The sequence below is a fragment of the Marinomonas arctica genome (genome assembly GCF_003259225.1).
GTDB classification, from domain to species: Bacteria; Pseudomonadota; Gammaproteobacteria; order Pseudomonadales; family Marinomonadaceae; genus Marinomonas; species Marinomonas arctica.
The window spans coordinates 122,995-148,717 of record NZ_QHJF01000016.1; the positions used below are offsets into that span (position 1 = coordinate 122,995).

The following is a 25,723-nucleotide window of genomic DNA, read 5'->3' on the forward strand; positions in this document are numbered from 1 at the left end:
ATATCAAGATATACGCGTTTCCCTTTATACAACACCGAGGATCCACCCATGAAAAGCTCTAAACTCTCTTTGTCTCTTGCTCTTGGTTCAGCCATCGCTCTTTCTGCTGTGGCGGTAACCTCACCTGCCGAAGCCGCCAGTAAAGAAAAATGTTACGGTGTGGCACTTGCAGGTCAAAACGACTGTGCTGCAGGTCCAGGCACTTCTTGCGCTGGCACGTCGAAAACAGACTACCAATCTAATGCATGGAAATTAGTCCCTGCCGGCACTTGCGTGGAGATGGAATCTAAAACCTCTTCAACTGGCCATGGCCAATTGAACGCCTTCTAAGGCAACTGATACACCATGGTATTTACGCCAAAACAAAGCCAAGGCGCGTCAGCGCCTTCGAGCTTTATTGAAACCACTGGCATCAGCCTAAAACCTTCCTATTACCATGACATTTTAGACCGCCGTCCAGAACTTGGCTTTTTCGAGATCCATGCGGAAAATTATCTAAGCTTAGGTGGACCAGCACGCTACTATTTGCAAAAAATCAGAGAGCATTATGCGTTCACCATACACGGTGTCGGCTTGTCTATTGGCGCAGACGTACCGTTAGATCCGTCCCATTTACAGCGCATCGCACGGCTTGTTGATGAGGTGCAGCCCGAGGTCTTTTCCGAGCATCTCGCATGGTCGACCCACGATAATGTTTTTTTAAACGATCTATTACCCGTGGCTTATAACCAAGCCACATTGAACCGTGTATGTGAACACATAGATCAACTGCAATCGACACTAAAACGCCAAGTTTTAATTGAAAATCCGTCCACCTATTTTGAGTTTCACCGCAGTGATCGCAGTGAAATTGATTTCATTGCTGAAATGGCTCATCGAACAGGCTGTGGGCTGTTGCTAGACATTAACAACGTGGAAGTGTCTTGTTTTAACCATAGAAGTAACCCATTCGATTACATTAATCGCTTTCCAAGTCGCGCGGTGGGGCAAATTCACCTTGCAGGTCATAGCTTGGACGAAAACACCACAATACCACTAAAAATAGACAGCCACGACACCCCAGTTTCCCATGAAGTTTGGGACTTATATCAGCATGCCTTAACCACAATGGGTGACCGTCCGACGTTAATCGAACGCGACGGCCATTTGCCCACGCTATCGGTTTTACTGGCCGAAGCACGACAAGCGGACCACATACGCACAAACATAAGACAGGAAAGCCGTCATGAATAAGGCTTTTAGAGACGCATTATTTCATCAAGATATGGCTTTTTATGAAGAAATCAAAGGCCATTCTGATGAGGAAAAAGCCATTCGTTTTAACGTCTATCGCAACAATGTTTATGTGTCTTTAATAGACGCGTTAGCCGATATTTTTCCGGTCTCGCAAACGCTTGTTGGAGACGAATTTTTCCGCGCGATGGCACGGGAGTACCTTCAAGAAAACCTCCCTAAAACCCCAATTATCGGAGAATACGGGGCCACGTTTGCTGATTTCATTCGTGCATTTGAACCGTCGAAAAGCGTGCCATTTTTAGGCGATCTTGCTGACCTAGAACACAAACTCTTAACACTGACTCATGCACAAGAATACCCAACGCTTGAACATGAGCAAATCTCAGCGGCATTTAATAACACCTCAGACCCAACGAGATTGCTACTGGGTTTATCACCAAACACGAGTGTGATGTCTTCTTGCTATGCAATTGGTTCGCTGTATTTAGCCCATAAGCAACCTCGCAGACAAAATGTAGCCCAAATCCAGCCGTATAATAGCGAGTACTTACTCCTATCAAAGCGCTCTATTTATGGTGAGGTGTATATTATCAGTGAAGCCGAAGCGGTTTTTATTCAACGCCTTATGCAAAATAAAACACTTGAACAAGCCATTCCGGACGACGCGATGTTTGATACTGGAAGCAGTTTGGCAAAACTCATTCAATGGAAATTAATCACTCACGTGTCGGAAGCCGATGCCTAAAAGCAAACAGGCTAAAGGAGAAAATTATGGTGTCGTCTATGTTACAAATCAGTGAACGCTTATTTAACAAAATCCCCGAGTCGATGGTCTTGTTTATCGCACGGTTCGCCATTGCGGCCGTCTTTTGGCAGTCAGGACAAACGAAAATAGAGGGCTTTTCCTTAGATATTATCGCTATGCAAGCCCAATTAGGCTGGCCTCATCTCAAAGAAACAACCTTGTTTCTGTTTGAATACGAATACAACTTGCCGCTGATTCCTCCTATGGTCGCCGCTTTATTGGCCACGTTGGCCGAACATATTTTACCCATCCTCATCTTAACGGGCCTGTTAACCCGCTTCGCCGCATTCGGTTTAGCGGGCATGACATTGGTGATTCAACTGTTTGTCTATCCTGATGCCTACCCAACCCACGCCACATGGCTAGCCATCACGCTTTTGCTTATGTACCGTGGCGCAGGTGTTTTTTCTTTGGACCATGTCTTATCCAAACACAAATAAAAAGTTCACCCGTTACGCGGGCAAGGTAAACGTAGACGTTGCGTCATGGGTTTGCTCGGCCGCACCCGATAACGCGTCGGTAAGCTTGCTCAAGCGTTTTGATGTTTGCTCATTGCTCGTCGTAACGTCAACAATACGAGTAATGTGCGCCGCCATATCTTGCGCTTCTCTTGCCTGTTGCTGAGCCAATTGTGAGAGACCATCAAGGCTTTTCAGCGAATTGGCTGAATCGGCTTCTAATTGGCTAAGAGGCGCCACCACCGCTTCAATTTGCGTCACACCGTGACGCATCTTCTCCTGCCCTTCAACCATTTCATTAGCAATCTGCATAGACAAACTGCTAATAGTGGTAATTACCTTATCAATAGACGCCGTGACTTGTGCGGTATTAGTCGCCAAGTTACGTACCTCGTCCGCCACCACAGCAAAACCTCGACCACTTTCCCCAGCACGAGCCGCTTCGATAGACGCATTCAGCGCCAACAAATTGGTTTGCTCAGCCACACTACGAATGCTGTTTACAAACTCCGTGACGGTCGCTGCGCTTTTATTCAATTCCGCCACAGCATGAGACGTCTCTTCAATATAAGCGGCAACCGCTGTAATGTCTTTCGCCGCAGAAGTAATGACCTTTTTGCCATGTTTGGCTAAATCATGAGCCGCTTCCGCTTGATTGCGCGATACACTGACATGGTCGGCCATCACATTCGCGGCATTCGATAACTCGCTAACGGATAATTGAATCTCACTGGCCATAGTGGTCTGAGTATTAGACCCCTGATTCACATCCGCCACATTCATACGAATAGCACCAACGGCATCAACAACCGTTCTGGCACTCTTATCAATTTGCCTAATCACATCCGCTAAACTGACCCGCATACGTTTAACACTGTCTAATAGCTGACCAATTTCACCTTTTTGTGTCGATGTAATCTCTTGAGAAAGATCACCATGGGCAAAATTATCTAACAACGCCATCACATAATTAAGCGGATTTACGATACTACGGGTAATCAAAACCGACATAATCAAACCAATGAAAACCGCCAAAAGCCCTACTCCTACCGTGAGCCAAATAGCCAACTCGGATTCAGACAAGACCTCTTTCTGCCGAGCTTGCATCAAGCTGCGCTCATACTCGGATAACGCAGACGTTTGCTTTAAAAAGGTTTGTAGCTCATCACGAGTCGAACCCGCCATCCGTTTTTTCGCTTCTTCTAGCTCACCAAACTCCAAGGCCTCGACGGTAGCCTGAAGCGCATCTTGGTATACCTTTCGTTGGATTTTTAAACCCTCAACAACCGCTTTATCCTGAGGCGTTTGTACCAACAGAGCCATTTTTTCTAAACTGCTATCAAGATTGCTATTTCGCTCATCAATTTCTTTGTAAATAGCGACACGAGCGTCTCGTTCCTCTAGAACAAACAGCAACAACAGGCGACTGGCCAAGCTTTCAGCGTTAACGTTTAGCTCACCGGCCAACTCAACTAAAGCCGCGTTTTCATCCACAATACTGCGGATATTGCCTGATAGGAGCTGAAAACGACTCACTGACAACGCCACCACTAGCACCAGCAATACCAACAACACTAAATAACTCGCCCGTAGACGGCTACGGATACTAGTAAAACTCATCATGAAACGTCCTTCTTGGGAGTAGAAAATGGCAGAAAAATACACGGCTTGATCTAACTATATTTGACGAAATAACGCCCTACTTTATTACAGTGTACAGACATAAAATACGCAAATAATAAAGCCACCTAGGTTTTCCTAAGTGGCTTTTATAAAAACGGTGATCGATGAGGTAAAACCTAGAGAACGCGCAACAGGATGTAAAAATCAGACTAGGGCGGCTAAGGTTTTCTTGTAAAACGTAAACGCATCAATCGCCCCTTGTACGGCCAGCTGTTCCTGTTCTTCTGTTAATAACAAAGCGTCTAGCTGCGCTACGAACTTACGCCAATGCAATGCTCGCCCTTCTGGGTGAGCCGCTAAATGACGAGCACCATGATGTTCATCAAACGTCAATTTCTGAGTTTCTTTGTATAAAAATGCCGCACCAATATTCGACCCTTCGCTACAATACAGCCATCCTATCGCCTGATACGGATCCGTGACGCTTGCCAGTAAAGACGAATCAACGTCCATATTCACCCCTAAATCTCGAAGATCAGATTCAACGGCGGACAGTCTAGGTAAGGCTGCTAATCCAGGAAACAACGCTTGTAAATCATCGCGTTGATACAAAGGTGCAACCGATAAATGGAAAATATGCTGTAATCGCAAAAATTTTATGTAGTTTTCTTTATTGGCAAATGGCTCTGACTTCATCACCTGTGAATCGACACTGTCATGATTCGTACGCGTGGAATATTTTAAACGCTTTGCAAATGTCATGATGTCTTGATCTTTTTCTATTGTTTGCATATTGGGCCTCATTAAAATTCTTTCCATATAATAAAAACACGGCGTATCAATAGCCATCTTATTTATATTAAGAAAAAATAATACTAGTTAACATTATCATTTACCTTATTCGGCCTAGACCACATCCATAAAAAACCGACAAACATGCCTGATAAAGCAAAAAACAAAACGTATGAATTAACCTTACTATAAAATAATAAACATACACAAAAAAGCATACTGAATGTCGATAGTATTTTATTACTTTTCGAAATCACCTTACCATTATTCCAATTATATAAAGCTGGCCCTGTAAAGCGATTATTGTGCAGGTATCGATGAACCCTAGGGGAACCCTTTGATGACGACCACGCGCACAACAATATGAACTCGGTTGCAGGAATACCGGGAACCAAAACTCCCACAAAGGCCATAATTAAGCTAAGAACGGCAATGATTTTGTAAATAAGGGTTCGACTGCTCACTATCATTGCTCTTAGCTTCAACAGGATTTCCCTCACACTCTATTTTCTCCAAGATACCATGATGTTTAGCATGCAAAACCACATACTCTTTTATAATACCGAAGTATTTATCAGGTCGCCAACAAGCTGTCTATATTCATGTTGGAAAGAATTTCCTAGTCCAAAAAAATAAGGCAAAGGCGTTATAAAATTTTCATTAAGTAACAGGCTAATATTTAACATAGAAGTAGAATGGGAATCATCCAGTTTTATATTTTTAGAATAACTAGAAATCGAAAACGTTTGAAATGTTACATCAATGTTTGCTATGGAAACCATGCCATAAGACTGCTTTACAATGTCATGGCTTAACCATTGACTTTTATCCTCTTCTTTCAACGATAAAAATGCCTTCTCTGAAGGAAGTGCCTGAACAACATTGTCTAAAGTACGACCAACAAACACAATCACCACTGCAATTCTAATCAATTCAATTAACATCATTGAGCTAAAAATAATAACAGGGAAAAGACGAGGCCCAAAAAAACACCCAGGACTCTGCGTCTGCATCAAACTGCGTTCCAATGAAATGCATTAAAAAAGCCACGTTGATTTCTCAAAGTGGCTTTTCTACAGTTGCTTTCGCACAACCTTAACGCTAAAACCTTAACGCAAACGTTTAAACGGTAAGGTATAAGCGATCAAGAACAACAAGGCGGCGCATACGACAACACTTGGGCCCGTTGGCGTGTCCCAGCGATAAGACGCCCACAACCCACCACACACAGACAGACAACCAATGAAGCTAGCGAACGACGCCATCTGAATCGGTGTACTAGAAAGCTTACGCGCGGTGGCCGCAGGAATAATCATTAGGGAAGTAATTAACAACACACCGACGATTTTCATCGCCACAGCAATCACCAAAGCCACCAGCAACATCAGCAATAAACGAATCGCTTCAACCGGATAGCCTTCTACTTTCGCCAGTTCTTCGTTCACCGTGACGGCTAATAGCGGCTTCCAAAAAGTCACCAATAAAGTGATAACCGCCAAACCTCCGCCGTAAATCCAATACACATCGGCTTGATTAATCGCCAATAAATCACCAAACAAATACGCCATCAAATCAATACGAATATTGTCCAAAAAGCTCACCGCCACCAAACCCAGTGACAATGCTGAATGGGCTAAAATCCCCAACAAGGTATCCGTCGCGATAATGTGTTTCTTCTGCAAAGTGACCAACACCAAGGCCAAACCGACACACAGAACGACAATAGCCAAGTTCAAATTGATGTCTAATAAAAAGCCTAACGCCACCCCCAGCAAGGCCGAGTGCGCCAAGGTGTCACCAAAATACGCCATCCGTCGCCAAACAACAAACGCCCCTAGCGGCCCCGCGACGGCAGCCACACCCAATCCGCCTAACAAGGCTCTGAGCAAAAGATCTAACATGCTATTACAAACTCCAAAAACGGCTAACTAGGGTGATATTTAATGATGCTGACAATGGGCGTGAGCGTCGCCATCGTCTGACAAAATACTGCCGTGTTCATCATGTACATGATCGTGCTGATGGGCGTAAATCGCGATAGACTCGTCCGCACCAGGCACACCAAACAACGCTTGATAAGCGGGATGACCCGTTACATGCTGCGGGCTACCGGAACAACAAACATGCTGGTTGATGCACACAACGGTATCCGTTTTCGCCATCACCAAATGCAAATCATGGGACACCATCAACACACCGCAATGCAGCTCATTGCGAATGCTTTCAATCAAGTTATAGAGTTCCACCTGACCATTCACATCCACACCCTGCACCGGTTCATCAAGCACCAGCAGATTCGGTCGATTCAACAAAGCACGCGCCAGCAAAACACGCTGCGTTTCACCACCCGACAACACATGCACTTGTGAGTGGAGCAAATGCGCAATGCCAAGTTTTTCCAGCGTAGGAAGAATGTCTTGCTTATTCACGCCTCGAACCAACGCCAAGAAATGCTTAACGGTTAACGGCAAAGTCGGATCGATGTGCAGCTTTTGCGGCATATAACCGATGCGCAGCGTTTTGTGTCTTACTATCTCGCCAGAAGTCGCTGCTTGCAAACCTAACAAGATACGAATTAACGTGCTTTTCCCACTACCATTGGGGCCGATTAAGGTAACAATTTCCCCTTCGCTGATGCTCATATCGATATTAGAAAGTAACACGCGACCATCAAACGCAATGCCTATTTTATCAAACACCACTAAGCGTTTACTCATGCGCTTGTCCCTACCGCCGCAGCGTCAGTTGCCTTTGCTTTGCAATCGGCACACAAGCCTGTCAGCTCAATGGTTTCCGCACGCAACTCAAAACCCTGCTTAGCGGCTTTAGCGATCAAGGCCGCATGGATGTCTTGATAATCAAACTCCATCACATTGTGGCACTCATCACAAATCAAAAAATACCCCTTGTGGGCTCTGTCGGCATGGGCGCACCCCAAATAAGCATTCATCGACTCCACTTTGTGAATGAGGCCTGCTGCCAATAAAAAGTCCAAGGCTCGATAAACCGTCGGTGGCGCAGAATTAAAGCCTTCTTCTGCCAATTTCGCCAATAACTGATAAGCCCCTAATGGCCGATGACTTTCCCAAATCAACTCCAATGCACGACGACGCACTTTCGTCAAACGCTGGCCCTGTTCAATACACAAGGTCTCCGCCGTAGCAAGCGCAGTATCAATGCAATGATTGTGATTATGATCATGGGCATGACCCGCGTCATGATCATGCTGATGTGAATGTAATTTGGTCATTAAAACGCCCTTCCTGCATTGCTCAAGTAGCTCCAAATCATGGAACAACTGATGATAATCAAAGCGAAAGCAGCAATAAAACCGAAGACACGCGACACTCTTTGTCGCCAAATACGATGCTCACTACTTAACGCTAACCCAGTGTCACGCACCAACACGCTGACCGCAGCCAACACCGCAACCGTAATGGCCGTGCCAAGCGCCATGGCAAAGGTGGCGACGATGCCCCATAAAAAAATGTCCGTGCTTAACGAAAACAGCAACACCAACACCGCCCCCGTACAAGGTCGAATTCCAACCGCCGCCACCATTGCCCAAATACTACGACGCGCCGTTTTGGCTTCCTGTTCATGGTGAGCGCAACAGCCATGACCGTGAGAGCCATGATCATGATGATCGTGGTCGTGGTCATGGTCATGGTCATGGTCATGGTCGTGATGATCGCTAGAATGAGCGTGTAGATGATCCTGAGAGTGGTCATGACCACAACCAGACTGGCCTCGTAACAAACGCACCAAAATCCAAACACCGATTAAGCCCACCGCAGCAAAACTGGCAATCTCGAAAAAACGACTGATTTGCATGACTTTTCCGGCTAAAGAAAAGATCTGACTCAAGACTAAAATGACCGCTATCGCCATCAAAGCTTGCACGCCCGCACACAAAAACGCCAAACTCACACCACGCCGAATCGGCGCCTTGCTTGCCAACATATAGGCTGAAATCACCGCTTTACCATGGCCCGGACCCGCTGCGTGAAACACCCCGTAAAAGAAACTGGTGGTCATCAACCCCCACAACAAAACAGGGCTGCCCTCTTTGCTAATGGAACGCACCAAAGAGACTAATTCACGATGGAATGTCGCCTGCTGTGACAGAATCCACTGAATAAAGTCTTGGTAGAGGGAAAACTCCACCGCGGCATAAAGAGGCGAACTAAGACATAAAAAAGACAGAAGTAAAAAAGCGACGTTCTTCGCCATAATTGGCACTCACCCATGGTTAAAGATAATTTTGTTATGGTATAACAACTCAAACCTAAGGAGAAGCCAAAGCCTAGAAACGTCGCATTTATTCGTTAACCGACAGCGGGTTGTAAAAAGCCCATCACACCGCTCATGAAAATTTGCGCGGCCATAGCGGCCAAAATCAAGCCGGTGATTTTCGATAACACATTTAAGCCGGTACGACCCAGCATCTTCTCGATTAAAGAGCCAGAATACAAAATAATGGTCAAGGTACCCAGTGCTAACAACAAACCACATAGGCCGATGAATAAATCCCAACCTTGTAGCTCAGCGCCATAAACCAGAATCGTACCAATGGTCGCCGGTCCGATAATGGTTGGCACGGCCAGCGGCACCACAGACACATCATCACGCTCTTCGCTTGGCATGCCTACTGCATGGTTTCGGGTGCCGTCACGCACCAAACTCAACGCCGACATAAACAACAAAATACCAGAGCCAATCCGGAAAGAATCCAGAGTGATGCCTAACACCGCAAACAAACCACCGCCAAAAAACAGCAACACAATCGAAATCGCCACAGAGGCGATGATCGCTTTATTTGCCACGTGACGACGGGAAGTCGACGATTCGCCACGCGTTAGCGCAAGAAACATAGACAACACAAAAAACGGCGCAAACAGGAAGAAAAACTTAATCCACGTTGAAATCAATAAACTCATTTAAAAGAATCACCCAAAAAGCAGACAGCAAAGCCGAATACTTATTATCTAAAGCCCTATCTTATAGGATAAGGACCCACCCAATTTACCGCGCTTGTGACACAGCAAATAGCCATCTGAAAGCAGTCCCTATTGAAAGACAGTCTCGAAGAGAACACAGATGGGGGAATTCTAGCAAAGAATCAGAAAAAATGAGGGAGAAATAACATGTCATGAAAAAGAAAAACCGATACAAAGTGTGACTTTATATCGGCTTCTCCGTTTGCATGGCTGACTACTTAATGCGTTGTATTCTTAGTTTTAAAAAGCCCAAGAACCCAAGTAAAAAACACAGGAACAAACAACACACCAAGAAGGGTCGCCGAGATCATGCCACCGATAACACTTACGCCCAAAGAGTGCTGACTGGCAGCGCCGGCACCCGTGGCGATCGTCAAGGGTACAACCCCCAAAATAAAGGCCATCGAGGTCATAATAATCGGTCTAAAGCGCAGTTTAGCCGCTTGGATCGCCGATTCTTTGAGCGAATGTCCTTGTTGATAAAGATCTTTGGCAAACTCCACAATCAAGATCGCATTCTTTGCCGACAAACCAATAATCGTAATCAGACCCACTTTAAAGTACACATCATTCGACATGCCCGTTAGGAAAACAGCCAACACCGCCCCCAAAGCACCAATCGGAATAATCAAAATAACCGACAATGGAATCGACCAGCTTTCGTACAAGGCCACCAGCAACAAGAACACCACCAAAATCGAAATGGTCAGCAGCATAGGCGCCTGAGAACCTGCGGCTTTTTCTTGGTAGGACAACCCCGTCCACTCATAGCCGATGCCTTTTGGCAAGGTGCTAATGATGCGCTCAATTTCCGCCATGGCTTCACCAGAACTGTGTCCTGGCATTGGGCTGCCTGAAATTTTGTACGCTGGATAACCATTGTAACGAGACACCTGAACGGGTCCGATTTCCCATGAGCTGCTCGCAAAAGAACGCATCGGCACAAGATTGCCCTCGTCGTTCAACACTTGCAGCTCAAGTACTCGCTCCGGCGTCATACGGTCTGCTACATCGGCTTGCACCACAACACGCTGCAAACGGCCCGCATTGGTAAAATCATTTACCGTTGCGGAACCATAGGCGGTCGAGACCGCGTTATTAATGGATTCAAAACCCACACCCAGTGCCGTCGCTTTTTTACGATCAATATCGATTCGTAGCTGCGGTGCATCCTCTAAACCTTCCATCATGGCATAAGCAATGATAGGCGAGGCATTCGCTTGACCTAACACCACATTACGCGCATTGGTTAGCGCCTCTCGACCGAGGTTACTGCGGTCCTGCAAACGCAACGAAAAGCCGCCCGAGTTTCCCATGCCTTCGATTGGCGGTGGTGGCACCGCCATAGAACGACCATCGGTGATGCTGCCAGCAAATTGGTTGTACGCCATGGTTTCATCAAATAATGATTGTTCACGTTCAGACCAATCCGTGAAAGTCGGAAACAGCAAACCCGCATTCGCCCCCATACCAGAGAAGCTAAAGCCCATTACCGTTACCACATTCTCAACCGCATCCCGTTGCCCTAAAAATTGTTCGACGTCTTTCATGGTTTCGTTGGTTCGAGAGAACGTCGCACCAGCGGGCAGTTGAACATCGACAATCATGTAACCTTGGTCTTCCGTTGGCACAAAAGATTCAGGTAAACGCAGATAGGCATAACCAAGACCAAGAACCAGCACAAGGTACACCAACATAAAACGCCCAGAGCGATTCACTAGCTTGCCATTTAAGGCAGAATAACGATTCGTTAGCCCAGTGAACTGACGGTTAAACCAACCAAAGAATCCGCCTTTTTCATGATGCGCTTCTGTGTTGATAGGTTTTAGCAACGTCGCACACAAAGCTGGCGTAAAAGTAAGAGCCAAAATCCCAGACAGCATAATAGACACCGCCAGAGACATAGAGAACTGCTGATAAATAATACCCACCGATCCGCTCATAAAGGCCAGCGGCACAAACACCGCAGACAATACCAAGGTGATACCAACGATCGCACCGGACACTTGCCCCATGGCTTTAATCGTCGCGGCTTTTGGTGAAAGCCCTTCTTCCACCATAATCCGCTCGACGTTTTCGACCACCACAATGGCGTCATCCACTAAAATACCAATGGCGAGCACCATACCAAACATGGTCATCATGTTCACCGAGAAGCCCATCAGAGACATCACCGCAAAGGTGCCTAAGATACAAACCGGCACCACAATCGTCGGAATCAAGGTGTAGCGTAAATTCTGCAAGAACAACAGCATCACCAAAAACACCAACACAATGGCTTCTACTAGGGTATAAATCACCTTTTCAATCGCGGCGCTAACAAACTTAGAGGTGTCATAAGGAAAACTGATCTGAATATCATCTGGAAAATTGGCTTCCAGCTCTGCAGCACGCGCTTTTACTGCTTTCACCGTTTCAATAGCGTTGGCACCTGGTGATAACTGCACCGCGCCCATAATGGCTTTGCGACCATTTAAGCGCGTTTCAAAATTATAGTCTTGCTGACCTAGCTCAACACGAGCCACATCTTTAAGGTAAACGGCGGAACCGTCTGTGTTGCTGCGCAATACGATATTGCCAAACTCTTCTGGGTCTTCCAAAAAGCCTTTTACCACCAAGCTGGCCGTCAGCTCTTGTGCGTTATCGGCTGGTCGACCACCAAAACTTCCCGCAGGGACTTGCACGTTTTGGTTGCTGATCGCGGTATTAATGTCGCCAATTGATAAGCCATAGCTCAATAGTTTCTCAGGTGATACCCAAACGCGCATCGCCGCTTCGGTACCAAAATATTGCAGCTTACCCACCCCCTCAACACGACGAATATTATTGTTAATATTGCGTGCGGCGTAATCCGCCAAGGTCACAATGCTTTTAGAAGAATCATCACCTTTAAACGTCAGCGCATAGATCATCAAGAACCCGGAACTGGCTTGGTCAACTTGCACGCCTTGGGCAATCACACTGCTTGGTAAACGTGCCTCGGCTTTTTTAAGACGGTTCTGAATATCGACCTGAGCCAAATCTGGATCCGTGCCGGGCTCAAAAGACGCGGTAATCTGCGCGATACCATTGGCATTACTGGACGAATCAAAATAGAGCAAACCCTTCGCGCCATTTAACTCTTCCTCGATCACACTGGTAACCGAGTCCACTAACACCTGAGCGGACGCACCGGGGTACGTCGCGGTGACTTCAATCTGCGGTGGTGCCACCACCGGAAATTGCGACACAGGCAAGGTTGGCAACGCCAATAACCCTGCCAGCAAAATAAAGATTGCCATTACCCAAGCAAAGTTGGGCCGTGCAATAAAGAAATTAGACATGCATTAAGCCTCTAAAACGTCTGAACAGTTAAGATAAAGTCCGTAATAATCTAAAAATTAGAGGCCACTTTGGCGGAAGCCGTTACCTTCTCTCCCGCTTGATACATAGCGGCATTATCGATAATCACCTTATCTCCAGCGCTCAATCCTTGCGTGATACGCCACAGATTTTGCGACATTGAGCCGGTGACGATTGAGCGAGATTCCACCGCATTTTGATCATTGACGACATACACGAATGCCCCATTGTTGCTGCGCATCACCGCACGCTGAGGAATCAAGATGGCTTGAGCAGAATGGGACTGAACCGCTTCAACACGCACATACATGCCTGGCAATAACACTTTATTGGCATTTGGGAACAGGCCACGTAACACAACATTACCGGTTTTTTCATCGACCTGACTGTCAGAAAACAGCAGTTTTCCTTCAAAGCCTTTGTCGTAGCCGTCTAGCTTAGCCATCAACTGAGTGCTATTCGCTGAAGCGCTTTCTTCTACCGATTGTCGATATTTTAAGGTGTCCGCTACAGATTGCGTGAAATCGATATAAACCGGGTCAAGCTGCTGAATCGTAGCCAACAAGGTGGTATCGCCCTGACCCACTAACATGCCTTCGCTGACATTCGCTCGACCAATGCGGCCCGAAATAGGCGCACGAACCGTCGCGTAGTCGAGATTCAACTCCGCACTGTCTACATCCGCTTTAGCAGATATAACCGAAGCACTGGCGCTCAAATAAGCTGCCTGCGCCGCATCAAAGGTTTGCTTACTGACCGCTTGAGACTTCAACAAGGGAGTGTAACGGTCCACCAACACCTTGGCGTCAAACAAGGTCGCTTCGGCTCGAGCAAGTTCACCTTTCGCACGAGCAAGAGCAATTTTTAGTGACGCAGGATCGATCTCAAACAACACATCGCCCGCTTTCACATCAGAGCCTTCCACGAATTTTCTGTGCAACACAATACCAGGAACACGAGCACGCACTTCCGCTTCACGAATCGGCTCTACTCGACCAGGTAGAATGGCATTTTCTTCGTACTCAACAGCTTGTACCGTCATCACAGTAGCGGCTCTTGCGCTTGCCGGCGCGCTGGCTTGAGCCTCTGGCTCATTTGGGGTACAGCCAGACACAATCAATAACGCCACCAAAGCCGGTAACAACGTTCGCCCATTCATTAGAATTCGTATCATTGGTTAATACCTTACCTTTATAGCCAGAGATAAAACAGATTCTAATGGTATTGAAACAACCCAAATGAATCTATAGTGATTCATTTGATACATAGATAATTCTTTTTATTTCTGCTTTTTACCGGCATATAAGATTTCATATAAAAGATATTCTGCGTAAAATCACTAAGGCGCAAAAAACGAGTAACATGAACAACCATGAAATAGGTTATTCAAACGCAAATTGGGTATTGATATGGCTGAACAGGAAACAAACGAGGCATTACAGAACGCGCTAGCGCTGGCATTAGTGGAGCATCCACGTGCGTCGCTACAAGAGCTCGCCTGTGCTGTCGGTGTAAGCAAAGCCACCTTGTATCGTTTTTGCCCTACTAGGGAAAGTCTGCTTGAAAGGCTGCAAGCGAGCAGTCTTAACGCTTATAAGTCAGCCATCAAGGAGGCCAATTTAGATACCGCTGAGCCAAGAGAAGGCGTGCGCAGGCTTCTAGAAAATTGTTATAAAAACAAAGAACTTACCCTCTTTACCATCCAACACTGGCAACCAGAGCTATTGGAAAATTGTGAATGCATTCAGATGCAAGAAAAGCTCGACGCCTTTTTCTTGAAGGGACAACAAAGTGGTCACTTTCGGGTAGACATTAGTGCCGCTGCGATTACAGAATGCTTCCACGGTTTGTTCTTCACCATGATCGAAGCTGAGCGTCTGGGACGAGTGCCCAGAACAAGAGTGTTAACCATAATAGAATTGGTATTAATGGAAGGCGTTTGCACTCAGTCAAACTCGCCTTCCTAGTAGGATCACATAAGTCGCAACGTGTTAGCGCTGGCTTAATGCCAGTTTTACACCAAAGCCCAACAACAAGACGCCCGTTAAGCCGTCTAACACCAACGCCACTTTGGGTCGCGCCAACCAGACTCGCGCTTTATGAACCATAAGCGCCAAAAAGGTTTGCCATACCATCGCGATGATGAAGTGCAAAGAAGCCATGAAAAGCGATTGCGCTAATGCCGAATGACTCGGATCAATAAACTGTGGCAAGAACGCCATATAAAAGATAATTGGCTTCGGATTCAATACGTTAGATAAAATACCTTGGCGAAAACTGCCCCACGCTGTCAGTGATTTCGGATTTTTGGCGTCTTTAAACGTCATACCCACCGGCTTCATTGCACTGCGAATCGCTTGCACCCCTAGGTATACGAGGTACGCAGCGCCAACCAATTTGAATGCAGTAAACAACCCCGCCGAGCCGAGCAAAATTACCGACAAGCCTAAGGCTGACACCGTGGCATGGGCAAACAACCCCATGCAAATACCCAAGCTAGTCAAAAACCCCAAACGCCAACCACCAGACGCCGCGTTACGCATCACCAAAATAGTGTCCACTCCCGGACTCATGGTAAGAACCGTAATAGCGGCTAAAAAAGGCAACCATTGAAAATGCTCTAACATGTACTACTACCTTAAAACGCTCACATTAAAAAAGAGAACTAGGGCTTACAGGTCAAATCCACCCACATCGCCACGGACGTTTCTTCTGCTTCCCGCTCAACTGGCGTGCAGGTTTCAGACAACGAACCCGACAAGCGCACCAGCCCTTCTTCCAACGGTTCCATCGCAAAATACAATTCATCGTCACCAAACGCGAAACTCAGGGTTGAAGCCTCAAGATTGACGGGCGCTGGCAGTGCGATACCAAGACGAATCCACAACATCTGATCTCGAACGCGAACATCTAAGACCTGTACGTCGCTGGGCACAATATCAGCACCATCTTGCTTCATCTTGATAAAAAAGCCGTATTGCTGAAAACTTTTTAAAACCTCGATCATGTCGAGCTTTTCTTGCCCTGCTAGATCCCCATCGCCGTCCACATCGTATTCAGCAATCAAACTTGTTGAGGTAAACAGGTCTAAGCTCCATGTTGCTTCAAGGGTTTCAATGCTGCTTTGATCCACCTGAACGCGATACTGGGAGTCCACCCAAACATGAGGATGGGCCAGAGCCGAAGCGGTAAATAACACACTGACGCACAAACACAACCAAACTCGTATCATATTGTTTCCACCAAGGCCGGGGCGTATCTCACCCGAGCCTCTAAAATACGCTGAAACTCACGAGGATCATGCTGTTGCGCCAAACGTTCAGGATCATGTTTCGCGCCATGCCATGCTTCTAAACGAGACAACCAAAAACGCAACGCCGCGATTTTCAACATATAGGGCCAAGCCAGCACTTCCTCAACACTGACTTCTCGCTCATGCAGATAGGCTTTTATCAACGCCTTATATTTGGCTTTATCTAATTCGCCAGTTGTCATGTCGGAACACCAATCGTTCACCACAATGGCTAAGTCGTACATCACCCAAGAATGGCAGGCGTTGTAAAAATCAATGATCGCCGAGAGTTGATTGCCTTCAAACAAGGTATTGTTGTAGAACAAATCCCCATGAATGGTGGTTTTCGGCAGATCGGGTTGCTCGGCGATAAACGCATCAAACTCCGCGATTTGTGACAACAACAGCCGCGCTTGTGCAGGTTCCAATTGTGACGCAATCGCGTCACTCGTTTTATGCCACCACGCCATGCCTCGATGACTTTCTCGGTGCGTGGCAAAGTCTTCCCCTGCCGTATGCAGCTTCGCTAACACAGCGCCCATTTGGCGGCAGGTTTCTACATTCGTGCTGTCTAATCCACTGCCCGGAAAGCAATCCACAATAATGGTTGGGCGACCTTTCACAATGCGCAAACGCTCACCATGAATATCGATCAAGGCCGCCGGTACGTTAAATCCCTTGTGCTTTAAATGCGCCACCACGTCTAAAAAATACGGCACCTCATCGGGCTGAAATTCTTCAAACAAGGTCACCACATACTTACCCGTTGTGGTGGTCAAAAAGTAATTAGTGTTTTCGACACCACCAGAAATACCTTGGAAGGCAACCAGTTCGCCCAAATAATAATCGGCCACTAAGGCCCGCATGTCAGAGTCAGAGAGGGATGTGTAAACAGCCAAGTGGTACTACCTAATTTATTAGAAAATATTTGCTCAAAAAGGAAACGAAGCACTGAAGCGCCTATGCTCCACAATAAGTACCAAAAGGTCAATTCTAAGTACAGTAAATAGATGCGTTATTGCACGCTCCTAGTCTTTCAAGCACTTGCTACAATAGGAACATTTTTTCACCAAGAGACAACAGAATTCGGCGATAAAGTATGTATACTTTGAACAAGCAACTAACAAGACATAACCATGCCTAATTTAAACGACCACACCCGTATTTTAATTCCAGCTACATATCGACTGCTGGTCGTCACAATTTTGAGCAGCGCCATTTACGCGGTTTTATTCAACGTTTATTCAACGCCTTTTATCATTCATGCCTTCCAACCCGCTTTTTTCACCCTTTTGCATTTGATGTTGTTTATTTATCTTTACAGGAACCCTCAAAAAAGAATCCATCGGGTCATCAATACCTATGGCGCAATCATCTTATTGACGTCCGTACCAAACACCTTGTACTTCACCATCGGTGCTTGGCAAAATAAATGGCAATTCGTGGAAATATTTCCGCCTATTTCCGGCATGATTATTTTGAGTACTACCTTAATCATGCTCATGCTACCGGAAAAGCTCAACAGATTAGTGGTCATCACTTGGTCACTCAACTCGCTTCCCGTGCTGCTTTTTTTGTTGACTCATCCGGACGAATTACAAACCCCAAGAGGCTATGACTTACTGTTTCTATTTGGCCCAGCCAGTTTATTAATACTGCTGATTATCCCTTATCAACGCAGCATCAATCACCATATGAACAGTATTAATTTTGATTTAAAACATTCGCAACAACTGGCTGATCGGGATTTTTTAACCGACGTATTGAATCGTCGAGGGCTTGAAAACTGGCTCAACAAACTGGATTCTGGCAGCAAAATTTGTGTGTTATTGATCGACATTGATCACTTCAAAAATATCAACGACACGTTTGGTCATACCATCGGCGACCACGTCTTGGTCGAATTTGCGTCACGCCTGCGCACTATTTACTTCAACGACCATGGCTTGGCCCGCTGGGGAGGAGAAGAATTCATCATGGTGATTGTTAACCCAAGTGAGGATTTAGTCAGTACCCTTGGCCCTATTTTTAAACACACACTCAATCAACTGCCCTACCGACAGGTCGGCAAGGTCACCGCCAGTATCGGCATATCAACCATACAACCCAAAGCACATTTTCTCGACCTAGTGGAAGAAGCTGACAAAGCGGTTTATTACGCAAAAAGCAACGGTCGTAACCAAGTCGTTATTTACTCTAGCGCCTTAATAGAAACAAAAACGCCAGATTAATTCCTTTTTTAACTGTAAAAACACACTCAAACACATAGAATAGAGCCTATAACCGCCGATTAAAAAGAGGTTCTATTTTGGCTACGGATTCTAAAACACACACTCCACCTATGGTTCTGGTAGACGGCTCGTCTTACCTTTACCGAGCATTCCACGCGATTCCACCGATGCACACCAGCGACGGCCACCCAACCAACGCCACGCGCGGTGTGATCAGCATGATCCGCAGCCTCATCAAAACCTACCCAAATTCACCCATGGTCATCATCTTCGACGCCAAAGGCAAAACCTTCCGCGACGACATTTACAGCGAATACAAAGCCCACCGTCCGCCCATGCCAGACGACCTTCGCCCACAAATCGAACCGATTCACCGCATGGTGGAAGCCATGGGCTTGCCGCTGGTCATCATCGATGGCGTAGAAGCCGACGACGTGATCGGCACCATCGCCAAACAAGTGGGCGAGCAAGGCCGCGAGGTCATTGTCTCCACTGGCGATAAAGACATGGCGCAACTGGTCACAGAGAACGTCACCCTTGTGAACACCATGAACAACACCGTCATGGACATCCAAGGCGTGAAAGACAAATTCGGCATCCCACCCGAACTCATCATCGATTACCTTGCACTCATGGGCGATAAAGTCGACAACATCCCCGGCGTACCGGGCGTAGGTGAGAAAACCGCCCTAGCCTTATTGCAAGGTCTTGGCAGCATCAAAGACATTTACAATCGCCTAGACGAAATCGCCGATTTGGGCTTCCGTGGTTCTAAGACCATGAAACAAAAAATGGCCGACAACCAAGAGATGGCCGAGCTGTCTTACACCCTAGCAACCATCAAATGCGACGTGGAACTGCCCTTCGATCCACAAGATCTGAAAAACGGCGAAGCCGACAAAGACACCCTACGTGAGTGGTACACCAAGCTAGAATTCAAAACCTGGCTCTCCGATCTAGACAACGCGCCAAGCGTCGGAAGCGCCAGCGACACAGTCGGCAACATCGCCGCTGAACAAAAAGACGGCCAAGTCGATACGCCAATCGCATCGGATCTCGAAGCCAATTACGAAACCATCTTAGACAAAGCCAGCTTCAACAAATGGCTAGAAAAAATCCAAGCCGCCGAGCTGGTTGCCTTCGATACAGAAACCACCTCGCTGAACTATATGGCTGCCGAGCTGGTTGGCGTGTCTTTTTCCGTGCAAGCAGGCGAAGCCGCTTACGTTCCGGTGGCCCACGACTACGAAGGTGCGCCAGAACAACTAGACCGCGATTGGGTGCTAGAACAGCTGAAACCTTGGCTCGAAGACGATAAGCAAGCGAAAGTCGGCCAACACCTAAAATACGACGCCAACGTACTAAACAACTACGGCATCACCTTGCGCGGCATCGCCTACGACACCATGTTGGAATCTTACGTGTACAACTCCGTAAGCTCCCGCCACGACATGGACACCCTTGCCAGTAAATTCCTCGGCCACACCAACGTGAGCTTTGAAGACATTGCCGGCAAAGGCGCGAAGCAAAAAACCTTCAACCAAATCGACCTAGAGGTCGCCGCGTTTTATGCCGCAGAAGACGCCGACATCACCTTGCGTTTGCATCAAGCGATTTGGCCAAAAATCGAAACCACGCCAGAATTGGTCAGCATCTTTAAAGACATCGAATGCCCACTGATTCCGGTATTGGCAAAAATGGAACAAACTGGCGCCTTGATCGACCCAGAGCTTCTGCATATTCAAAGCAGCGAAATCGCTGGCAAACTGCAAGAACTGGAAATCAAAGCCCACGAAGAAGCGGGCGAAAGCTTCAACCTCAGCTCACCAAAACAGCTGCAAGTCATCTTGTTTGAAAAACAAGGCTTGCCCGTTATCAAAAAAACGCCAAAAGGCCAGCCATCTACCGCCGAACCAATCTTGCAAGAACTGGCGCAAGACTACGAACTGCCTCGCTTGATCATGGAACACCGCAGCCTGTCTAAGTTGAAATCCACTTACACAGACAAACTGCCAGAGATGATCCAGAAAACCGGCCGCATTCATACCTCGTACCACCAAGCCATTACCGCCACAGGTCGTTTGTCGTCGACTGATCCAAACTTGCAGAACATCCCGATTCGTTCTGCTGAAGGTCGTCGTATTCGCCAAGCCTTCATCGCACCTGCTGGCTACAAACTGGTCGCGGCCGACTACTCACAAGTCGAATTACGCATCATGGCGCACTTGTCGCAAGATCCGGGCTTATTAGACGCCTTCACCAAAGACGCCGACGTGCACAAAGCCACCGCCGCGGAAGTCTTCGAAGTCAGCTTAGACGACGTCACCAGCGAACAACGCCGCCGCGCCAAAGCCATCAACTTCGGCTTGATCTACGGCATGTCCGCCTTTGGCCTCGCGAAACAGCTTGGCATTGGTCGCCCAGAAGCAGGCAAATACATCAAACGCTACTTCGAACGTTACCCAGGCGTACAGCAATACATGGAAAACACCCGCGAAAGCGCGAAAGAAAAAGGCTACGTAGAAACCATCTACGGCCGCCGCTTGTACTTGCCAGACATCAAAGCGAAAAACGCCATGATGCGCCAAGCCGCCGAACGCACCGCGATCAACGCCCCCATGCAAGGCTCCGCCGCCGACATCATCAAACGCGCCATGATCAAAATGCACGACTGGCTAGCAGAAACCGACCTAGACGTGAAAATGATCATGCAAGTACACGATGAACTCATCTTCGAAGTGGCTGAAAAAGACATCGACGCCGCCAAAGAGAAAATCGTCGACATTATGCAGAATAGTAGTCAGATAGACGTGCCTTTGCTTGTGGAAGCGGGAGTTGGGAACAACTGGGACGAGGCGCATTGAGTGCCTCGGATCTAAAATAGCAATGCCTAAAAAATTAAATTTTTTGTTTTGCCATAAACTTTTAATTATAGTGAAAAAAAGGCATAAAGAATGATGTTCAGATGAGTTTTATAAAAAACTATGCTAAAAACACCTTTATAAGTGTATTCTGTCCAGTTATGAAAAAGACATACACAGAAGCATTAAAAACTGTTAAGAAGGTATCCAGATGAGTACTAAAAGCACATTTATCAAGAGCTTAGGGAGCTTATTTGATCTTTCTGATAGGAAGGGTTCCCATTTCGAAAGCTTAGGTAAATACAACACATTCGATATTGAATATGAGCAACATGCGCTGAATGTTTCAGAGGCATGGAAAGAAACATCAGATTTAATGGGTGAAGCCTACTTCACCTTAAATCCAATACAGGGTAAGTCGTTTTATTTGGCAAAAGCAAAAGCGCTGTCAAAAAATACTGTGTCCTATTTTAACCTGTCTGAAAACTTTTCATTGGACGCTATAGAAGAGCAGCTTCTTGAAGACTCACTAGTAGACAATTGTGTACACCTAAAAAAGAGTGTTAAAACAACACATTTCAGAACAAGGAGATAGTCATTATGGAAAGCAATACCGACAATAAGGACACAGAGTCACTATCTAATAATCTTGATAACAACATTGAAGAGCCTGATGCAGAGGAAGCTATTGAGGGTGTGATCGAGCGAGTAGCAAAATCGGATCCTGAAGCAGCCGCTAAAATTAGCACTTATATTGTTCAAAAAGTGCATCATGGCCCAATGCCTTCTCCCGAAGACATTGCATCATATGCACAAATTCAAAAAGATCTTCCTGAACGAATGATGGCCATGGCTGAAAGCGCTCAAAAAAATAAGGCTCAAAATACACAAACCATTCTAGATCTTAAGAGACAAGAAATTGAATTACATAAACAACAACTCAATACACAACATACACTCAAAACAAAAGAGCTGAGCAACCAGAAGTTGAGCCTATACCTAGCCAGTGTTGTGGTCATTTTATGTATTACAGGGTCTTTCTACTTGGCATTACAAGATAAAACGGCAGTGGCAATTGTAATAGGAGGCACTACCGTTGTTGGTATTGTTGGCGCCTTCCTGACGTCTAAAAATAAAGATAACGTTGATACGAGTGAGTAATAAGAAAAAATAGAGGGCTGACATCATCGCAGTAATATGAAGCAGATATAGCTCTTTGGGGTCAGGGTGACCAAACAATGTTTAGTCTAACCATCAACAATGATGTCACTGGCGAATCATTGTTAGCGTGAGAACATATGGACAATCCAGTAATCAGTCACATGTTAAGCCCTGCTACAGGGTCAAGTTTAGTACTGACAACCAACGCATTGCAACCAGCAATTATGAAGCTCCCCCCATCTAACACTTGCCCCCAAGTTAAAGTAGCTATCTCTGAATAGTTAAATAAACAGTCAAGCGTAACAATTATCTTAGCAAAACAACCAAATCTAACAAAAATCTTATCTGCAAAAATATTTTCTTGGGTATTAGCTGATTACTAAAAGATTAAACTGGTTTGATCAAATCTCCTTTCTGTACAAAAAGTAAAAAAATCAATGTGAGCAGCGAGACCGCTGCACCAGCAGCTAGTGCAACGATCGGAAAATTGAAGTTTTCATAGATGACTCCGAATAATACGGTACCAAGTGAGCCACCCACATAGGTGAAAACGCTATTCATCCCCATCAACTGCCCTTTTATTGGCGTTTTAAGTTCTCCAATCATAGTAATGATGGCACTTAAGCCAAGATGGTTAAAAAAGCCCCATATTAGGCAAATTACATACATGGTATGAACGCTTCGATTAAGCGTAAACAAGGAAAGATACACAGATAAAAGAAGCAAAAATATATAAAGGGATGCGCGACGAACGCCTATTTTATCTATGATAGGGTCTGCAAATGACGCCACCCCAAATCCGATTCCATAAGCCAACACTGCATATCCTGCCTCAATAGTGGTCGATCCAAACTCTGCTCTAAGGTATGTGCCGATATAGCTATAAGTGCCATAAAACGCCATCATATAAAGTAGGTTCATCAACAGAAGTGTTTTAGCATGCCGAATGTTGAACGGAGCTAAAATATTCCAACCTGCAACCTGAACACTTTTGTTTTCATTGCCAGCTTCCGTAAACGATGCTGACGTCATGCTAATAACCGCCAGTACAAACAAAGCAAAGGCCAGCAAGAAATAGTAAGAAGTTCGCCAACCAAAATTTTCAGTAAGCAACGAAGCAAGTGGAACGCCAGCAACGAGTGCAAGAGACCACCCAGTTAATATTCGCCCAACAATCTTTGTTTCTTGACCCTTTGGTGCAATGATAGGCGCTAAAGCATATATTGCAGGTAATGAAACGCCAGCTCCAAGACCTGCTAAACACTGGCCTACCATTAAAATGGGAAGGCTCCATGAAACAGCACTAACGGCAGTTCCAACTGTTACAAGCAAAAAGGCGCCCAGTAATATTCGATAAATTCCTAGCTCATCGATAAACCGAGCTAGGAACAAAGCAGACATTGCGGTACAGGCGTTATAAGCAGTAATAGCCCAAGCTACCTCAATCGGAGAAATAAAGAAGTCGTTGGCAACGTCTGCTAGAATTGGACTTAACAACAATGAATTAGAACCAATAATACCAACAGCTATCATGAGTATGTAACTAATCATAAACCAACCTCATCCTTAAAAAATAGATAAATCCATATAACATCCGGATTTTTAGATTAATAAACGTATATCATACGAAAAAATGGGCTGTCAATGAAAAATCAGCAAGAAATAGAAAAAAGCAGAGAAGACATATCTAAAATTGATATCCAGATTCTTGAGATAGTGTCTCGAGACGCCTCAATCAGCTCAGCAGATCTGGGAAAAGCGGTGGGGTTATCATCTTCATCAGCAAACGAAAGACTGAGACGACTCAAATCTGAAGGCTACATAGTGGCTACCGTCGCCGTGATCGACCCACTTAAGTTTTCCAGAGACTTTTTAGCATTTGTACGCTTAAAAATTGGGACGACAGGTAAACAAGATATAGTGAAGCAACTAGAAGCGATTCGCTCAGTAGAAGAAATCCACTCAATTGCAGGCGAATTCTCGCTACTACTCAAAGTGAGAACAGTGAATGCCGATGCAATGGAGCGCGTTTTTGAAGAGATCTATCAGATACCCAATATCATAGGATCCGAAACAGATATTGCGTTTCGAACCTACACAGATCGACCACCGCAACTACTGTAAAAAAAACAAAAGACAGGGCTGTTTGATTAATCTTTACTAACACTGTTTCAAAATGACGTGGGTATATACTGTGCTTTAGTGATAAACCGTAGACTCGATATTAATGACAAAGCCTACTTACGACATTATCTAGAAAATCCCACTCAGGGACAGTCATCGCAATGATATAAAACAGGCATAAAAAAAGAGCATGACAAATGCTCTTTTTTAAAATGAAAAATGATAGTTCGTGGCAGCCCTTTAGCTCTTTGGGGTCAGGGTGACTAAACAATGTTTAGTCTAACCATCAACAATGATGTCACTGGCGAATCATTAGTAGCGTGAGAACATATGGACAATCCAGTAATGAGTCATATGTTAAGCCCTTCTACATGGTCAATTTTAGTGCTGACACCAACGTATTGCAACCAACAACAAACAGTCCGTAATTAAAGAAGGTAAAATGAAGTCCGTGCTGCAGTAGAAGCTATTTGCCTGACAAATAGCTTCTACTGCCACTGTTATTCTATGTTCAGCGGAACCGTCTCAGTAGCACTAAAAAATAGTGAGGCATAACGATTTTCTAAGCAATTGGGGTCAGATGAAAATTAAGCTCTCTTCCTTGGCTTTCGCCCTCGTTTCATAGGCGAAACATGCCTGTTAGCATTTCAATATCTTCTTTAAATCTATCATTCACCAGTGTCATGTCGGACTGGGGGGCTGTGCGTACTCGACCTAGTTCTTCATCTGATATATGTACTTTTAACAATGTTTGGTATCGTTTGGAGCGGTCTTTTTGCTGGCGACTCAATTGCGTTT

General features: G+C 45.8%; 26 protein-coding genes. 10 read left to right on the forward strand and 16 right to left on the reverse strand.

The features are described from left to right. The first annotated feature begins 48 nt into the window (after positions 1-48). The 4 genes from DK187_RS11400 to DK187_RS11415 are packed head-to-tail and all read left to right on the forward strand — an operon-like array spanning position 49 to position 2,481. Positions 49-330, forward strand: a complete 282-nt coding sequence (locus tag DK187_RS11400; RefSeq protein WP_111607506.1) for a BufA1 family periplasmic bufferin-type metallophore — start codon at positions 49-51, stop codon at positions 328-330. Positions 331-345: 15 nt separating this feature from the next. Continuing rightward, the gene (gene bufB / locus DK187_RS11405) at positions 346-1,233 is read left to right on the forward strand and encodes an MNIO family bufferin maturase (RefSeq protein ID WP_111607470.1); all 888 of its coding nucleotides are present in this window, start codon (positions 346-348) and stop codon (positions 1,231-1,233) included. Beyond that, the gene (locus tag DK187_RS11410) at positions 1,226-1,981 is read left to right on the forward strand and encodes an HvfC/BufC N-terminal domain-containing protein (protein ID WP_111607471.1); all 756 of its coding nucleotides are present in this window, start codon (positions 1,226-1,228) and stop codon (positions 1,979-1,981) included. Before bufB ends, DK187_RS11410 begins: the two co-directional genes overlap by 8 nt. A 26-nt stretch (positions 1,982-2,007) precedes the next feature. Next, a complete protein-coding gene (locus tag DK187_RS11415) occupies positions 2,008-2,481 on the forward strand; it encodes a DoxX family protein (protein ID WP_111607472.1) in 474 nt (157 codons plus the stop codon). Positions 2,482-2,493: 12 nt separating this feature from the next. Here DK187_RS11415 and DK187_RS11420 read toward each other — a convergent pair whose 3' ends face one another. From DK187_RS11420 to DK187_RS11470, 11 genes are all read right to left on the reverse strand, one after another. Continuing rightward, entirely contained in the window at positions 2,494-4,122 is a 1,629-nt protein-coding gene (locus DK187_RS11420; RefSeq protein WP_111607473.1) for a methyl-accepting chemotaxis protein, read from the reverse strand. A gap of 204 nt (positions 4,123-4,326) precedes the next feature. Continuing rightward, a complete protein-coding gene (locus DK187_RS11425) occupies positions 4,327-4,914 on the reverse strand; it encodes a biliverdin-producing heme oxygenase (protein ID WP_111607474.1) in 588 nt (195 codons plus the stop codon). An 83-nt stretch (positions 4,915-4,997) separates the two neighbouring features. Next, positions 4,998-5,384, reverse strand: coding sequence for a YbaN family protein (locus DK187_RS11430; RefSeq protein WP_188322987.1), 387 nt, complete (start codon positions 5,382-5,384; stop codon positions 4,998-5,000). An 84-nt stretch (positions 5,385-5,468) separates the two neighbouring features. Further along, the gene (locus DK187_RS11435; RefSeq protein WP_111607475.1) at positions 5,469-5,927 is read right to left on the reverse strand and encodes a pilus assembly protein; all 459 of its coding nucleotides are present in this window, start codon (positions 5,925-5,927) and stop codon (positions 5,469-5,471) included. Between the two features lie 96 nt (positions 5,928-6,023). Beyond that, positions 6,024-6,815, reverse strand: coding sequence for a zinc ABC transporter permease subunit ZnuB (gene znuB, locus DK187_RS11440; RefSeq protein WP_111607476.1), 792 nt, complete (start codon positions 6,813-6,815; stop codon positions 6,024-6,026). Between the two features lie 39 nt (positions 6,816-6,854). Then, positions 6,855-7,631 carry a zinc ABC transporter ATP-binding protein ZnuC gene (znuC, locus tag DK187_RS11445; protein ID WP_111607477.1) on the reverse strand — a complete coding sequence of 259 codons (777 nt, stop codon included), beginning with the start codon at positions 7,629-7,631 and terminating at the stop codon, positions 6,855-6,857. Next, a complete protein-coding gene (locus DK187_RS11450) occupies positions 7,628-8,164 on the reverse strand; it encodes a Fur family transcriptional regulator (RefSeq protein ID WP_111607478.1) in 537 nt (178 codons plus the stop codon). The genes znuC and DK187_RS11450 overlap by 4 nt, the downstream gene beginning before the upstream one ends. After that, a complete protein-coding gene (locus tag DK187_RS11455) occupies positions 8,164-9,147 on the reverse strand; it encodes a nickel/cobalt transporter (protein ID WP_111607479.1) in 984 nt (327 codons plus the stop codon). The genes DK187_RS11450 and DK187_RS11455 overlap by 1 nt, the downstream gene beginning before the upstream one ends. A gap of 95 nt (positions 9,148-9,242) precedes the next feature. After that, entirely contained in the window at positions 9,243-9,854 is a 612-nt protein-coding gene (locus DK187_RS11460; RefSeq protein ID WP_111607480.1) for a MarC family protein, read from the reverse strand. Between the two features lie 278 nt (positions 9,855-10,132). Next, entirely contained in the window at positions 10,133-13,237 is a 3,105-nt protein-coding gene (locus DK187_RS11465) for an efflux RND transporter permease subunit (protein WP_111607481.1), read from the reverse strand. Between the two features lie 50 nt (positions 13,238-13,287). Then, positions 13,288-14,430 (reverse strand): efflux RND transporter periplasmic adaptor subunit, encoded by a 1,143-nt coding sequence (locus DK187_RS11470; RefSeq protein WP_111607482.1) that lies wholly within the window; start codon positions 14,428-14,430, stop codon positions 13,288-13,290. Between the two features lie 235 nt (positions 14,431-14,665). Between DK187_RS11470 and DK187_RS11475 the strand changes: the two genes are divergently transcribed. Continuing rightward, a complete protein-coding gene (locus tag DK187_RS11475) occupies positions 14,666-15,223 on the forward strand; it encodes a TetR/AcrR family transcriptional regulator (protein ID WP_111607483.1) in 558 nt (185 codons plus the stop codon). Between the two features lie 24 nt (positions 15,224-15,247). On the opposite strand, the gene DK187_RS11480 is transcribed toward DK187_RS11475, so the two are convergent. The 3 genes from DK187_RS11480 to DK187_RS11490 are packed head-to-tail and all read right to left on the reverse strand — an operon-like array spanning position 15,248 to position 17,447. Then, positions 15,248-15,883, reverse strand: a complete 636-nt coding sequence (locus DK187_RS11480; protein ID WP_111607484.1) for a LysE family translocator — start codon at positions 15,881-15,883, stop codon at positions 15,248-15,250. A 38-nt stretch (positions 15,884-15,921) separates the two neighbouring features. Continuing rightward, positions 15,922-16,488 carry a DUF1007 family protein gene (locus tag DK187_RS11485; protein ID WP_223232276.1) on the reverse strand — a complete coding sequence of 189 codons (567 nt, stop codon included), beginning with the start codon at positions 16,486-16,488 and terminating at the stop codon, positions 15,922-15,924. Then, a complete protein-coding gene (locus DK187_RS11490; RefSeq protein ID WP_111607485.1) occupies positions 16,485-17,447 on the reverse strand; it encodes a homoserine kinase in 963 nt (320 codons plus the stop codon). Before DK187_RS11490 ends, DK187_RS11485 begins: the two co-directional genes overlap by 4 nt. A 237-nt stretch (positions 17,448-17,684) precedes the next feature. Between DK187_RS11490 and DK187_RS11495 the strand changes: the two genes are divergently transcribed. The 4 genes from DK187_RS11495 to DK187_RS11510 all read left to right on the forward strand — a co-directional run bounded on the left by DK187_RS11495 (position 17,685) and on the right by DK187_RS11510 (position 22,801). Beyond that, entirely contained in the window at positions 17,685-18,779 is a 1,095-nt protein-coding gene (locus DK187_RS11495; RefSeq protein WP_111607486.1) for a GGDEF domain-containing protein, read from the forward strand. 110 nt (positions 18,780-18,889) lie between these two features. Beyond that, positions 18,890-21,643 (forward strand): DNA polymerase I, encoded by a 2,754-nt coding sequence (gene polA, locus DK187_RS11500; protein ID WP_111607509.1) that lies wholly within the window; start codon positions 18,890-18,892, stop codon positions 21,641-21,643. Positions 21,644-21,851: 208 nt separating this feature from the next. Beyond that, positions 21,852-22,235, forward strand: coding sequence for a hypothetical protein (locus DK187_RS11505; RefSeq protein WP_111607487.1), 384 nt, complete (start codon positions 21,852-21,854; stop codon positions 22,233-22,235). A gap of 5 nt (positions 22,236-22,240) precedes the next feature. Beyond that, a complete protein-coding gene (locus DK187_RS11510) occupies positions 22,241-22,801 on the forward strand; it encodes a hypothetical protein (protein WP_111607488.1) in 561 nt (186 codons plus the stop codon). A 387-nt stretch (positions 22,802-23,188) separates the two neighbouring features. Here the strand turns inward: DK187_RS11510 and DK187_RS11515 are convergent, their stop codons facing one another. Continuing rightward, positions 23,189-24,352 (reverse strand): MFS transporter, encoded by a 1,164-nt coding sequence (locus DK187_RS11515; protein WP_111607489.1) that lies wholly within the window; start codon positions 24,350-24,352, stop codon positions 23,189-23,191. A 93-nt stretch (positions 24,353-24,445) separates the two neighbouring features. On the opposite strand from DK187_RS11515, the gene DK187_RS11520 reads away from it, so the two are divergent. Next, complete coding sequence (locus DK187_RS11520) at positions 24,446-24,925, forward strand: Lrp/AsnC family transcriptional regulator (RefSeq protein WP_111607490.1); 480 nt, start codon at positions 24,446-24,448, stop codon at positions 24,923-24,925. 619 nt (positions 24,926-25,544) lie between these two features. On the opposite strand, the gene DK187_RS21085 is transcribed toward DK187_RS11520, so the two are convergent. After that, entirely contained in the window at positions 25,545-25,715 is a 171-nt protein-coding gene (locus tag DK187_RS21085; protein WP_162623500.1) for a hypothetical protein, read from the reverse strand. Between the last annotated feature and the right edge of the window lie 8 nt (positions 25,716-25,723).